General features: G+C 72.2%; 9 protein-coding genes. 6 read left to right on the top strand and 3 right to left on the bottom strand.

Annotated elements, in window-relative coordinates:
• Window positions 1–86 precede the first annotated feature (86 nt).
• Window positions 87–527, bottom strand: a complete 441-nt coding sequence (locus tag AB0B86_RS08910) for a MarR family transcriptional regulator (protein WP_357404128.1) — start codon at window positions 525–527, stop codon at window positions 87–89.
• Between the two features lie 82 nt (window positions 528–609).
• Here AB0B86_RS08910 and AB0B86_RS08905 point away from each other — a divergent pair, with 82 nt between their 5' ends.
• Together AB0B86_RS08905 and AB0B86_RS08900 are read left to right on the top strand one after the other, a co-directional pair.
• Window positions 610–981: a VOC family protein gene (locus AB0B86_RS08905; RefSeq protein WP_357404130.1), complete on the top strand. Its 372-nt coding sequence runs from the start codon at window positions 610–612 to the stop codon at window positions 979–981.
• Window positions 982–1,012: 31 nt separating this feature from the next.
• A complete protein-coding gene (locus AB0B86_RS08900) occupies window positions 1,013–1,768 on the top strand; it encodes an SDR family oxidoreductase (protein WP_357404132.1) in 756 nt (251 codons plus the stop codon).
• Between the two features lie 449 nt (window positions 1,769–2,217).
• Here the strand turns inward: AB0B86_RS08900 and AB0B86_RS08895 are convergent, their stop codons facing one another.
• On the bottom strand, window positions 2,218–3,147 hold the full coding sequence (locus AB0B86_RS08895; protein WP_357404134.1) for an alcohol dehydrogenase catalytic domain-containing protein: 930 nt from the start codon (window positions 3,145–3,147) through the stop codon (window positions 2,218–2,220).
• 370 nt (window positions 3,148–3,517) lie between these two features.
• Window positions 3,518–3,940 (bottom strand): thioesterase family protein, encoded by a 423-nt coding sequence (locus AB0B86_RS08890; RefSeq protein WP_357404136.1) that lies wholly within the window; start codon window positions 3,938–3,940, stop codon window positions 3,518–3,520.
• On the opposite strand from AB0B86_RS08890, the gene AB0B86_RS08885 reads away from it, so the two are divergent.
• The 4 genes from AB0B86_RS08885 (at window position 3,939) to AB0B86_RS08870 (ending at window position 14,208) form a co-directional block, all read left to right on the top strand.
• Entirely contained in the window at window positions 3,939–4,082 is a 144-nt protein-coding gene (locus tag AB0B86_RS08885; protein WP_357404138.1) for a hypothetical protein, read from the top strand. The two genes, AB0B86_RS08890 and AB0B86_RS08885, sit on opposite strands and share 2 nt — an antisense overlap.
• Before the next feature lie 49 nt (window positions 4,083–4,131).
• Window positions 4,132–4,404, top strand: coding sequence for a transposase (locus tag AB0B86_RS08880; protein ID WP_357404140.1), 273 nt, complete (start codon window positions 4,132–4,134; stop codon window positions 4,402–4,404).
• A gap of 35 nt (window positions 4,405–4,439) precedes the next feature.
• Window positions 4,440–4,691, top strand: a complete 252-nt coding sequence (locus AB0B86_RS08875; RefSeq protein ID WP_357417044.1) for a hypothetical protein — start codon at window positions 4,440–4,442, stop codon at window positions 4,689–4,691.
• Window positions 4,692–4,770: 79 nt separating this feature from the next.
• Window positions 4,771–14,208 carry an amino acid adenylation domain-containing protein gene (locus AB0B86_RS08870; protein WP_357417042.1) on the top strand — a complete coding sequence of 3,146 codons (9,438 nt, stop codon included), beginning with the start codon at window positions 4,771–4,773 and terminating at the stop codon, window positions 14,206–14,208.
• The last annotated feature ends 49 nt before the right edge of the window (window positions 14,209–14,257 follow it).

Here is a 14,257-nt window from a genome sequence, read left to right as displayed (position 1 = left end):
CTGATCTCCGACGCCGGCGACGTATCGGGTATCGCGCTATGTCGCTGAGATCGGCTGAGCCGCTGCCCCTGCGACATCGTCGCAGGTCAATCTGGGTCAGCTTCTCCGGCGAGATCGCTGAGCGCGGCCGCGCACGCGGTGAGGTCGGCGCACAGTCGTCGCTCAGCGTCCGCGGTCAGGGCGGCCAGCATCTTCTTCTCCACCACGCTCACGGCCTCGTTCGCGGCGGCCAGCTGCCCGAGGCCGGCCGGGGTCAGTTCGGTCGGTAGCGCCTTGCCGTGGCGGGGAACCGGCGAGCGAGTGAGCATCCCTCGACGTTCCAGCCCTTTCACTACCAGGTTCATCGACTGACGGCTCACAAACATTGCGCGGGCCAGCTCTGAGCCGGACAAGCCTGGCTGCTGCCGCAGCAGTTCAAGACAGGCGTACTGCGGAACGGTCAGGCCGAGCGGTCGTAGCGCGTTGTCCATCGCCGAGCGCAGCACGCTGGCCGCCTTCTTCAGTACGTATCCGACCTGCTCGTCCACTGGTCGGGAAATTCCCCCTTGACCCATGTCAACATGATGACACAGACTGTTGATGTCAACACGCTGACACACAGGGAGAGTCATGCACGTCACCGGACCCGACTTCATCGGCCTCCAAGTCCGCGACCTCGAAAAGGCCGCGGAGTTCTACGAAACACGACTCGGGCTCACGCGAGCGGCGGGAGCCCCACCACATGCCGTCGTCTTCGCCACCACACCCATCGCGTTCGCCGTGCGCGAACCGCTGCCCGGCGTCGACCTCGACGCCGTGACACCGCACCCCGGCGCGGGCGTCGTTCTGTGGCTAGGCGCCGACGACGCTCAGGCGGTGCACGACAAACTCGCCGCCCATGGTGTTCCGATCACGGTGTCACCGTTCGACGGGCCCTTCGGACGCACCTTCACCTTCACCGATCCCGACGGGTACGCCGTCACCGTCCACGACCGAGCATGACCCGACCACAACCACGGAAGGATCAGCTCGCATGACTGCACGGGAGTTCGTCGGTTCGACGGCGCTCGTCACCGGCGCCACCAGCGGCATCGGACGTGCGGTGGCCGTCTCGCTCGCCCAACGCGGAGCCCACGTCATCGTCGGCGGCCGAGACGCCGCCCGCGGCGACGCGGTAGTCACCGCGATCCGCAGTGCCGGAGGCAAGGCCGACCTGCTGCTCGGCGATCTCGCTGACGCCGGCAGCGTACGGGCAATGGCACAGCAAGCCACCGAGGCCGGCGGTGGGCACGTCGACATCCTGGTCAACAACGCCGCCGTCTACCCCGCACGGGGTCTCACTGCCGACACCACGCACGACGACTTCATCACCTGCTACGCGGTCAACGTTGAGGCACCGTTCCTGCTGGTCGCCGAGTTTTGCCCGGCGATGGCCGCACGCGGACACGGCACCGTCGTCAACGTGCTGAGCATGACCGCCCGCTTCGGCATGCCCGGCTTCGCCCTCTACGGTTCCAGTAAGGCCGCGCTGCTCTTACTCACCAAAGCGTGGGCCGCGGAATTCGGCCCCCGAGGGGTGCGCATCAACGCAGTGAGCGCAGGCCCCACCCGAACCGAAGGAACCCAGGCCTTCGGCGACGGACTCGACCGGCTCGCAGCCGCCGCACCCGCCGGACGACCCGCCGCACCCGAGGAGATCGCCGCCGCGATCACCTACCTCGCCGGCAATCACGCCAGCTTCGTCCAAGGCGCCGTCCTCGACGTCGACGGGGGTCGCAACGCAACCTGAGCGCGGCCGCTGGCCAGGCGCTGGCCCGCGACGACGGACCGGCTGGCGTCGCTGGCCGGCAGACAAGCCACGTCTCACTGCAGACCCGACTATGACCTGCGGCGATGGAGATCGAGCGGTGTGCCGTGACCTCCCAGTGGATGTCGAAGTGGTCAGAGCTGGCAGTGCACGCGTGGTGAGCGAGGCCCGCCGATCACTGCTACTGAAATCGATCGATCGCCATCACCGGGCGCTGCGTCGCGGGGAGGCGGCGTCGCTCGGCGAACTCACCCGGGCTGGCTGCGCCGGGCGGCCCGTCCCGCGCCCCTTCGCCTGAGCGGCGAGGACGAACCCGAGGGCCCCGCCCTGGACCGCCCGAGGGGAGCGAATCGAGCTGTGGCCGGTGGGAGAGGTGTGGCGGTGGCGCTACCGGGACGAGGCTGGGCTGACCCTCACCGCCAACCGGGCGGTCAGGTCGGAGGAGGAAGCGGTCGAGGCCGCCCGGCTGGCGTACCCCGGCGTGGACCGGGTGGTGGTGCCGGGACCGTCCCCGCCGCCGGCCCGGGCGGCCCGGGCGGCCCTGCGCCGCTGGGGGCGCTCGGCGGCCGCCGGGTCGTTGCTGCTCGTCGCGGCGCTTCGATCGAGGCAGTGCAGGTGGCGTGGCTGCCCAGGGCGTCGAGCGACAGGTGGGCGCCGCCGCCGGTCACCTCACAAACGGCTGCGGCCACCGCGCCGGGTCCGGTGAGGGCAGCCCCGTCCAGACACACAGCGGCCCCGAAACGGCGGGCCAGCTCGAGTGCGCCGGGGGCAACGTCGACCGCCACCACCCGCGCGCCGCACGCCGCTGCGATCATCACCGCCGACAACCCCACACCGCCGCAGCCGTGCACCGCCACCCACTCGCCTGCGGCGACCCGCCCCTGACCGACCACCGCCCGGAACGCCGTGGCGAACCGGCAGCCGAGCGCCGCCGCGGCCGGGTAGCCCACCTCGTCGGGAAGCCGGACCAGGTTGACGTCGGCGTGTTGCACCGCCACGTACTCGGCGAACGAGCCCCAGTGGGTGAAGCCGGGCTGCGTCTGCCGCTCGCACACCTGCTGGTCGCCAGAGAAGCAGGCCGGGCACTGCCCGCACGCGCAGACGAACGGCACGATGACCCGGTCGCCGAGGCGCCAGCCGCGTACACCGGTGCCGACCGCCGTGACCACGCCGGCGAACTCGTGGCCAGGCACGTGCGGCAGGCGGACGTCCGGGTCGTGCCCCTGCCAGCCGTGCCAGTCGCTGCGGCACAATCCGGTCGCCTCGACCCGGATGACGGCACCCCCGGGCGGCGGCACCGGGTCCGGCACATCGCGGACCTCGGGTCGGGCACCGAACTCGTCGAAGATCACGGCACGCATGCGCCGCATCCTCACATGTGCCAGACGACCGGGCCGACGGCAGCCCGCCGGGGGTGACCGGGCCCGTTGGCCCGCATCGACTTCGCCCATGGCCGGATCACCACCTCCGCCGTACCGGCCCTGCGCAGCGGCGGGCAGGTCAGCTTCCTGGTCGGTCCGGGTGGTGATCCGGCCGCTCGATGCGGTGCCCGGCTACGTGGTGCCGGACGGCGAGCCGGCGACCGAGATGACCGCGAATTTGCCACGGGGGAGTGGCGCTGCCCGGCCCGGACCCGACGTCGGTGTGGGTGACCGACGAAGAAGGCGGCAGGGGAAACGTCGGGATGGGCGTAATGCCGGTGCGACCCGACCTGCTGGGGGAGACCTGCGTTCAGAGGTTGAGCGGCCCCGGGTCGCTGGCCAGCTCCCGGAACCGCTCGCGCGGGTTGGCCACCAGCCGCCGGGCGGACAGGTCGAGCAGACCACCTACCCCGGTCAGCGTCGCCACCGGGGTGCCGTCCGGGCGGACGTAGTCCTGGTCGATCTGGAAGGTCTTGCCCTCGCCCCAGCGGAACCCGCAGGACACGTCCACCTCGTCCGCGCCGCGCAGCTCGCGCAGGTAGCGCACGGTGACCTCCAGGGCGACCGGCCCCACCCCGCCGGCGATGAGCCGCTCCTGTGAGATGCCGGCGGCGCGCAGGCACTCCCACCGGGCGTGCTCGCCGTACTGGAGGTAGACGGCCTGGTTCAGGTGGCCCTGGGTGTCCAGCTCGTAGCCACGGACGGTGATGCGCACCCGGAACGGATCTGCCATGAGCGCGAGCGTAGCGGGGCGCGGTGACACCGCCGCTGTTCACCGCGCCGCCATGGCCGCGGCGCTCGTGGCCGTCACCGCCACGCCCGCGCGGGCGGACGCCGGCGAGGCCGTGCTGATCATGGGTCTGCTGCACCGATAGGTGACATCTGAGATGGCTTGCCCTGGTGGCGGGCTGGAAGGATGTTGCTGTGCCCAAGCCTTACCCTCGTGAGTTCCGTGATGATGTCGTGCGGGTGGCCCGTGATCGTGATCCGGGCGTGTCGGTCGAGCAGATCGCGAAGGACTTCGGGGTCCATCCGATGACGTTGTTCAAGTGGTTGCGCCAGGCCGACATCGATGCCGGGACCAGACCGGTTGTCAGTGGCGGTGAGTCGGCGGAGTTGCGGGAGGCCCGCAAGCGGATCCGGTTGTTGGAGCAGGAGAACGAGGTTCTGCGGCGGGCCGCGGCGTACTGCGCGTGACCGCCGAAACACCGAAGCGACTCTGAGGAGACACCGTGACCTACGTCCCCTGGATCCTTTCCGACGACCCTCCGCCGCTGTTTCCAACCGCGCCGGCATCGATTGATGCCCGTCTGGCCCTGCGGCTGCTTCCTGACCGCGTGATCCGCGCGCTCTCTGGCTACTCCGCTCCAGCTGCGGCAGCCTTGGCCTCCGCCGACGGCTCGGGCCGCATGCCGCGCCTGATCCGGTCGTTCAGCGATCCACACTCCCGCACCCGGAGTGGCGAATCAGTCCACAGTGACTAGCAGCGGTGCGGGCCCGTACGTGACCGGTGCCCCGATCCACGGGCCAGGGGATTGACGCGTTTCGCGCTACGCTGCCGTCGTGAACGGGGACACGGGGGAAGGAAAGCGTAAGCGGCTTGCGGCATTGTTACGGGACCGAGCGGCGCGGGCGAAGAACTATCCGCTGTCGGTCTCGCAGGGGCGGCTCTGGTTCCTCCATGAGCTGAGTCGCCACGATCCGACGCTGAACATTCCGGCCGCGGTGCGGTTGGTCGGAGAGCTGCGGGTCGACGACCTGGAACGGGCGATCGGTCGGCTGGTGGCGCGGCACGAGGTCCTGCGGACGGCCTTCGTGTCCGTCGACGGTGAACCGACGCAGGTGGTCCGCCCAGCGGCGGCCTTCGAGCTGCCGGTGGTGGCGTCGACCGACGTGGAGGGGTTGGCGCGCGAGGAGGCACTGCGGCCCTTCGTGCTCGACGGTGGGTCCCTGCTGCGGGCTCGTCTGGTGCGGGTCGCCGAGCGTGAGCACGTGTTGTTGCTGACGGTCCATCATCTGGTGGCCGACGGCTGGTCGCTGGGTGTGCTGGCGCGTGAACTGGGCGCGCTGTACGACGGTGACGCCGACCTGCCGCCGCTCTCCCTGCAGTACGGAGACTTCGCGGTGTGGCAGCGGCAGCAGTTGGCGAGCGGCGTGTACGAGCCGCAGCTGGCGTACTGGCGCGAGCGCCTCAAGGACCTGGCCCGCCTCGGGCTGACCACGGATCGACCCCGACCGGCGGTGATGCGGTTCCGAGGTTCGCGACGGTCGGTGGTGGTGCGGGAATCCACGGCGACCGGGTTGCAGGCGCTGGCGCGGGCGCACGGTGCGACGCTGTTCATGGTGCTGCTGGCGGGTTGGAAGGCGGTGCTGTACCGCTACACGGGTCAGTCGGACGTGGTGGTCGGCACTCCGGTGGCGGGTCGGAGTCGGCCCGAGTTGGAGAGTTTGATCGGGTTCTTCGTCTCCACGCTCGTGCTGCGCACGCGGGTCGACGGGGATGTGTCTTTCGTGGATCTGTTGGGGCGGGTCCGGGAGACGGCGTTGGAGGCGTACGCCCATCAGGACGTGCCGTTCGAGCGGCTGGTGCAGGAGCTGGCCCCGCAGCGTGATCTGAGCCGCAACCCGCTCTTCGACGTGATGCTCACCCTGCAGAACACGCCCATGCCCGCGCAGTCCTGGAAGGACGTGCGGCTCGTTCCCCTCGACCTCGACCGGGGCAGCTCGCAGTTCGATCTCTTCATGGCGCTCAGCCCCCGCCCCGACGGTGGCCTCGACGCCACCCTCGAATACGACTCCGACCTGTTCGACGGCGCGACGATCGAACGAATGGTCGAGCACTACCAGGTGCTGCTCGACGGCGTGGCGGTCGCGCCGGAGAGCCCGGTTGCCGACCTGCCCCTGATGACGGGAGCCGAACGGGCCTGGCTGGCCGCGTGGAACGACACGGGCACCCCTCAGGAGCACGAGACGGTGATCGAGTCGTTCGCCGAGCAGGTCCGGCGTACGCCGGATGCGGTCGCCGTGGTGTCCGCCGACGAGCGGCTGACCTACCGTGAGCTGGACGACCGGGTGTCGCGACTCGCGCGGTCGCTGGTCGGGGCGGGTGTCGGCCCCGGCACGGTGGTCGGGGTGCTGCTGCCGCGCGGGGTGCCCATGGTGGTGACGCTGTTCGCCGTGCTGCGCGCGGGCGGCGCCTATCTTCCGCTGGGTCCGGACGAGCCGCAGGAACGGCTGGCCTTCATGCTGGCGGAGGCCGCGGCGCCGCTGGTGTTGACGGTCAGTTCCCTGGCCGGGCGCGTCACGACGCCGACCTGGGAGCTCGACGACGACCGCTGGCGGCGGGAGCCGACCGCCGAGCCGGCTCCGGTGCGCCCCGGCGATCTGGCGTATGTCATCTACACCTCGGGCTCCACCGGCCGGCCCAAGGGTGTCATGATCGAGCACCGCGCCCTGGCCAACCGGATCCGCTGGGCCCAGCGGTACTTCGGGCTCACCGCCGACGACGTCGTGCTGCAGAAGACGACGTACACCTTCGACGTCTCGGTCTGGGAGTTCTTCTGGCCTCTGGCCGTCGGCGCCCGTCTGGTCGTGGCCGCGCCCGACGCGCACCGTGACCCGGCGCTGCTGTCCGACGAGATCGAGCGTCACGGCGTCACCACTATCCACTTCGTACCCTCCATGCTCCGGGCCTTCGTCGCCGCGGGCCAGGAGGCGCGCTGCCGGTCGCTGCGGCGCGTGATCTCCTCCGGTGAGGCGCTCGCCTGGGACCTGTCGCAGCAGTTCCTCGCGACGTACGACTGCGAGCTGTACAACCTGTACGGCCCCACCGAGGCCGCCATCGACGTCACCGCGTGGCGCTGCCGCTCCGACGGCCTGCCCGGCACGGTTCCGATCGGCCGCCCGATCGACGGCATGAAGGTCGCGATCGTCGACGGCGCGGGACGCCAGGTACCCGTGGGGGTGCCGGGCGAGGCGCTGCTCGGCGGGGTCGGGCTCGCTCGCGGCTACCTCGGGCGTCCCGACCTGACCGCCGAGCGGTTCGTCACGGACACCGTCTTAGGCTCCGGCGGCCGGCTCTACCGCACGGGCGACCTGATGCGCCTGCGCGCCGACGGCGAACTGGAGTTCCTCGGCCGGGTCGACGAGCAGTTCAAGCTGCGCGGCTACCGGATCGAGCCCGGCGAGATCGAGGCGGTGCTGCGCGAGCATCCCGGTGTCGACGACTGCGCCGTGGTCAAGAACGGCGAGATGCTCGTCGGCTACCTGGCCGGCGACGCCGGCCTGCGTGCCGACGACGTGCGGGCGTACCTCGCCGGGCGGCTGCCCGACCACCTGATTCCGGCGGGCTTCGTGCGCGTCGACGCGCTGCCGCTGACCCCGAGCGGCAAGGTCGACCGGCACGCGTTGCCCGCGCCCGAGCGACTGCTCAGCGCCGGGACCGCGTCGGCGCCGCCCTCGACGCCGACCCAGCTCATCCTGGCCGACATGTGGCGAGACGTCCTGGACGTGCCCGAGGTCGGCCTCGACGACGACTTCTTCGCGGTCGGTGGCCACTCGCTCGCCGCGATGCGCCTGTTGTCGCGGGTCAACGACGCCTTCCAGGTGCAGGTGGACCTGAGGGACTTCTTTCGGGAGCCGCACTTCCGCGGTCTCGCCGACGCTCTCGAGGAGAGCTGGCGTGCCGGCCCTGGCACCGCCGACCTGCCCCTGACCCCGCTGGACTCCCGCGCCGACGGCATTGAGCTGTCTCCCGCACAGCGGCGGCTGTGGGCGCTGTGCCAGCTGGAGACCGCCTCGACGGCCTACAACATCCCGGCGGTCGTGCGGCTGGTGGGTGAGCTGCGGGTCGACGCGCTGGAACAGGCCCTGACCCGACTGGTGGCGCGCCACGAGGTTCTGCGTACGTCCTTCGTCGCCGTTGACGGCGAGCCGGTGCAGATCGTCGGGCCGGCGACGCCGTTCGACCTCACGGTCGTCGACTCGTCGGACGTGCAGCGGCTGGCCCGCGAGGAGGCGGTCCGGCCCTTCGTGCTCGACGGCAGATCGCTGCTGCGGGCTCGTCTGGTGCGGGTCGCCGACCGCGAACACGTGTTGCTGCTGACGATCCACCACCTGATCGCCGACGGCTGGTCCATGGGTGTGATCACCCGCGAGCTGGCGGCACTGTACGCCGGGACGACGGACCTGCCGGACCTGCCGGTGCAGTACGGCGACTTCGCCGTCTGGCAGCGGCGATGGCTGGACGGCGGAGTGCTCGAGCCGCAGCTGGCGTACTGGCGCGAGCGACTGAAGGACCTGTCGCGCCTGGAGCTGACGACGGACCGGCCGCGCCGCGCGGTCATGCGCTTCCAGGGCTCGCGGGTCTCGACGGCGGTGCCCCTGCAGGAGCTGCAGGCGCTGGCGCGTGCACATGGTGCGACGCTGTTCATGGTGCTGCTGGCGGGTTGGAAGGCGGTGCTGTACCGCTACACGGGTCAGTCGGACGTGGTGGTCGGCACTCCGGTGGCGGGTCGGAGTCGGCCCGAGTTGGAGAGTTTGATCGGGTTCTTCGTCTCCACGCTCGTGCTGCGCACGCGGGTCGACGGGGATGTGTCTTTCGTGGATCTGTTGGGGCGGGTCCGGGAGACGGCGTTGGAGGCGTACGCCCATCAGGACGTGCCGTTCGAGCGGCTGGTGCAGGAGCTGGCCCCGCAGCGTGACCTGAGCCGCAACCCGCTCTTCGACGTGATGCTCACCCTGCAGAACACGCCCATGCCGCCGCTGAGCCTGCCCGGCCTCGAGATGCAGGCGGTGGACATCGACCCCGGGCTCTCCCGCGCCGACCTGAGCGTGCTGGCCACCCCCGACGGCGACCACCTGAGGCTCGACTTCGAATACGACTCGGACCTGTTCGACGCGGCGACGATCGAGCGGTTGGCGACGCACTACCGCACGCTGCTCGAGAGCGTGGTGACGGCGCCGACGGCCCGAATCGCCGATCTGCCGCTGATGACGCCCGACGAGCAGGCCCTGCTGGCGGCGTGGAACGACACCACCCGCCCGGAGCTGGCCCCGCACCGGACCGTCGACGAGTTGTTCGTCGAGCAGGTACGACGCACCCCCGACGCGATGGCCGTCGACCAGCTGACCTACCAGGACCTGAACGAGCGGGTGTCGCGGCTGGCGCGGGCGCTGGCCGGCGCGGACATCGGCCCCGGGACGGTCGTCGGGGTGATGCTGCCACGCGACGTGCGGATGGTCGTGGCGGTGCTGGCGGTGCTGCGGGCCGGCGCGGCCTATCTGCCACTGGACCCGGACTATCCGGCCCAACGGCTGGAGTTCATGCTGGCGGAGACCGGCGCCCCGCTGGTGCTGACGATCGGGGCGCTGGCGGGCCGGGTCACGACGAACAGCTGGCAGCTCGACGACGACCGCTGGCACGACAGGCCGACCGCGGATCCGACTCCCGCCCGCCCCGACCAGCTGGCCTACGTCATCTTCACCTCGGGCTCCACCGGCCGGCCCAAGGGCGTCATGGTCCACCACCGCGGGCTGGTGGCCTCGACGCTCGCCCGCGCCGACTGGTACGGCGCACCGGTCGAGCGTTTCCTGCTGCTGTCCTCGTTCTCCTTCGACAGCTCGGCCGCCGGTTTCTACTGGGCGCTGCTCACCGGCGGCCGGCTGGTGCTGCCGCCGCCCGACGCCGGCCGCGACCCGCACGCCATCCTGGCACTGATCGAACAGGAACAGGTCACCCACCTGCTGGCGCTGCCGTCGTTATGGAGCGCGGTGCTGGAGGCGGCGCGCCCCGACCACCTGGCTCCGCTGCGTACGGTGATCACCGCCGGCGAAGCCCTCCCGCCGCACCTGCTCGACGAGCAGCACCGCCTCCGCCCGGACCTGCACCTCTACAACGAATGGGGTGCCACCGAGGGCACCGTGTTCAGCACCGTCTACCACTACGAACGCCGCCAGCCGACCGTCCCCATCGGCCGCCCGGTGGCCAACGCCCGCCTCGCCGTGGTCGACCGCGACGGCCGCCAGACACCGATCGGCGTGCCGGGGGAGGCGCTCGTCGGCGGGGTCGCGCTCGCCCGCGGCTACATCGGCCGCCCGGACCTGACCGCCGAGCGGTTCGTCCCCGACACCATCTTCGGCTCCGGCGGACGCCTCTACCGCACAGGTGACCTGATGCGCCTGCGTGCCGACGGCGAACTGGAGTTCCTCGGCCGGGTCGACGAGCAGGTCAAGCTGCGCGGCTACCGCATCGAGCCCGGCGAGATCGAGGCCGTCCTCGCCGGCCATCCGGCCGTCCGGGACTGCGCGGTCGTCCTGCGCGACGGCACCCTCGTCGCCTACGTCGCCGCCGACGACACCGAGGCGCCCGACATCCGTACGCATCTCAGCGCGCACCTGCCGGATTACATGGTGCCGGGAGCGTTCGCCTTCCTCGACGCCTTACCGCTGACCCCCAACGGTAAGGTCGACCGCGCCGCGCTGCCCGAACCGCAGGCACAGGACTCCGGCGACGATACCTACACGGCGCCCCGCACCGACCGCGAACGCACCCTCGCGACCGTCTGGCAGGACGTCCTCGGTGTGGACCGCATCGGCGTGCACGACGACTTCTTCGCGCTCGGTGGCGACTCCATCGTCGGCATCCGCGTCGTCGCGCGGGCCGCCCGGGCCGGCATCCGCCTTTCCCCCGCCGACCTGTTCGAGCGCCCCACGATCGCCGCGCTCGCCGAGGCCTCGTCGGCACCGGCGCCGGCAGGGCCGGCCGAGGCGACCGGTGAGTCCTACCCGCTGACGCCCACGCAGCACGGGATGCTCGTCCACACGCTGCTCGCCCCGTCCGCCAGCCTGTACACCCCGCAGCTCGCCGCGACCCTGGACGGCGACCTCGACGCCGCGGCGCTACGCCGGGCCTGGCAGGCCGTACTGGCCCGGCATCCCGCGCTGCGCAGCGTCGTCGACTGGGCGGAGGCCGGCGAGCCGCGCCAGACCGTCCGGCCGACCGTTGACCTCGACTGGCAGGAGCAGGACTGGCGGGACGTGCCCGAGCCGGAGCACGCCGGGCGTACCGAGCGGTTGCTGCACGCCGACCGTGCCCGCGGCCTCGACCTGGCGCAGGCGCCGCCCATGCGGGTCACCCTGGTCCGGCTGGGAGAGCGGCGGTGGCTCTTCGTCTGGCTCTTCCACCACGCCCTCATCGACGGCTGGTCGGTGCCGCTCATCCTGCGCGACGTGGCCAGCGCCTACCTCGCCGCGCGCGACGGCGAACCGGTCACGTTGCCCCCGGCACCCGCCTTCCGCGACTACGTCGCCTGGCTGCGCGCCCGCGACCCGCAGGCGGGCGAGGCGTTCTGGCGCGACCTGCTCGCCGGATTCGCCGGACCGACCCCCCTCGTGCTGCCCGGTGACCCGCGCGGCGCGGCCGTGCCCACCGACCCGCCGACGGAGTCGGATCTGGATGAGTGCGTCCTCGAGCTGCCCGATGAGCTGGTGGACGCGGTGGCCGGCCTCGCCCGCGCCGCCAGGTGCACCGTCAGCACCGTGTTCCAGGCCGCCTGGGGCCTGCTGCTCGGCCGCTACGCCGGACTCGCCGATGTGGTCTTCGCCGCCGCCTCGTCCGGCCGGTCGGCGGCGCAGCCCGGCACCGAGGAGACCGTCGGGCTGTTCCTCAACACCGTTCCCGTGCGCGTACGGCTCGACGGGGCGGCCACCGTGCGGCAGTGGCTGGCCGACCTGCAGGCGCAGCAGGGCGGGGCGCGCCAGCACGAACACGTGCCGCTCGTGCGGATCCGCGAGCTGGCCGGCATCGCGGCGCACACCTCAGTCGCCGACAGCCTGCTCGTGTTCAACAACGCGACCCTGCCCACCGCCGACCTGCGGCGTATCGGCGTCACGGTCAGCGACGTCCGCTCCTTCTCGCGCACGAGCTTCCCGCTCGCCGTGGCCGTGTTCCAGGAGGAGCACGTGTCACTCGGCGTGCGCTTCGACACCCGCCGGTTCGGCCGCCGGGCGGCCGGGGCCGCGCTGTTGGAACTCGCCGGTGTCCTGCGCGAGCTGACCCGGTCGGACGAGGGCGCGACGGTCGGCGACCTCACCCTCGCCGGCGCGCAGAGCGCCGACCCGCTCGCCCCGCTGCGCCAGCCGCTGCGGCGCGAGCGGCAGGAACCGGTCACCGCGCGGGTCGCGGCCGTCGCCCGCGACAACCCCGCGGCGGTCGCGGTCACGCTCGGCGAGCGCTCCTGGTCGTACGGGGAACTGGTTGTCACCGCCGATCGCATCGCACGCCGGCTGCTGGCCGGTGGTCTTCGCCCCGGCGACCATGTGCTGGTCACCGGGCCGTCGTGCTTCGGCCTCATCGCCGCCATGCTCGGGGTGCTGCGTGCCCGGGGCGTGCTGGTCCCCCTCGACCCGCGCCTGCCGGAGCGCCGCAAGCGCGACCTGGCCGCGACGGCGGGAGCCCACCGCGCCGTTCTGGTCGGGGGCGAGGCCGCCGCGGCCGGCGACGTCATCGAGGTCGCCGAGGACGGCTCGGTCGCACCCGTGGGCCTCGGCCCGTCCGCGCCCGCCGAGGAGGTCACGCTCGCCGACCCCACCGACACGGACGTCGCCTACGCGGTCTTCACGTCCGGCAGCACCGGCGCGCCCAGGCTGGTCCGCGTCGCCCACGCCGGCCTGGCCCACTTCCTGTCGTGGCAGCGGGACACGTTCGCGGTCGGCCCCACCGATCGCTGCGCGCAACTGACGGCGCTGTCGTTCGACGTCATCCTGCGAGACGTCTTCCTGCCGCTGGTCAGCGGCGCGACCCTGTGCATCCCCCGGCCGGAGGACCGCGCCGTCGACCGGGTCCTCTCCTGGCTCGCCGCGCAGCGCGTCACGGTGCTGCACGCGGTGCCCAGCCTCGCCCACGCGTGGCTCGCGGCGGGCTCCGGGCCGGCCACGACGGCTGGCCCGGAGCTACGCGTCACCTTCTTCGCCGGTGAGCCGCTCACCAGCACGCTGGTCGACGCCTGGCGTGCCCGCACCGGCCGCGCGGCAGAGGTCGTCAACCTGTACGGCCCGGCCGAGACCTGTCTCGCGACCTGCTGGTGGCGGGTGCCCGAGCGGCCCGACGCCGGCGTGCAGCCGATCGGCTCCGCGCTCGCGGGCCGGCAGGCCTTCGTCCTCGGCCCCAACGACTGTCCGTGCGGCGTCGGCGAACTGGGCGAGATCGCGATCCGCAACCCGTACCACGGTGAGGTGACCGAGCCTGACGGCCCACGCGGCGCCGCCGGCCGCTTCCTGCCGAACCCGGCGACCGGCGATCCCGCCGACCTGATCTACCGCACCGGCGACGCCGGCCGGCTCCGGCCCGACGGCACCCTGGAGATCTCCGGACGCCTCGATGAACAGGTGAAGATCCGCGGCGTCCGGGTCAACCCGGCCGAGGTCAACGCCGCCCTGCTCGGTCACCCGGCGGTGGCCGCGTCGTTCGTGTCCGTCCGTCGCGACGACGCCGGCGGGGCTTGCCTCGTCGCCTACGTCGTGCCGGCCGGCGGCTCGGGGGTCAGTGCCACGGAGTTGCGGACCCACGTCGCGTCGTGGCTGCCGACGGCGTTGGTGCCCGCGGCGTTCGTGCCGCTCGACCGCCTGCCTCTGCTACCGAACGGCAAGGTGGACCGCGCCGCGCTCCCGTCGCCGGAGCCGACCCGAGCGGCGCTGCGCCGCCCGCCCGAGAACGACCGGCAGGTCGCCCTGGCCGCCGTCTGGCGCGACGTCACGGGTGTCACCGACATCGGGCTCGATGACGACTTCTTCGCGCTCGGCGGCCACTCACTGAGCGCGACGCAGGTGGTGTCGCGGGTCCGCGCGGTCTTCGGCGTGGAGCTACCGATCGTGGCGATCTTCGAGCACCCGACGTTGCAGGCGCTCACCGAGGCGATCGGCACGGCACCCCGCGCCGACGCGGACGACGATGAGCCGATCGTCCGCGTCTCCCGCGCCGAGCGCCGGCGCCCGCAGCGCTGACCCCGAGGTGGGAGACGCGGACGACGATGAGCTGATCGTCCGCGTCTCC

Origin of the sequence: Micromonospora sp. NPDC049047 (assembly GCF_040649135.1) — a bacterium.
Classification (GTDB): domain Bacteria; phylum Actinomycetota; class Actinomycetes; order Mycobacteriales; family Micromonosporaceae; genus Micromonospora.
Note: the sequence above shows the minus strand (reverse complement) of the source record. Positions and strands in the feature narration are given on the sequence as shown.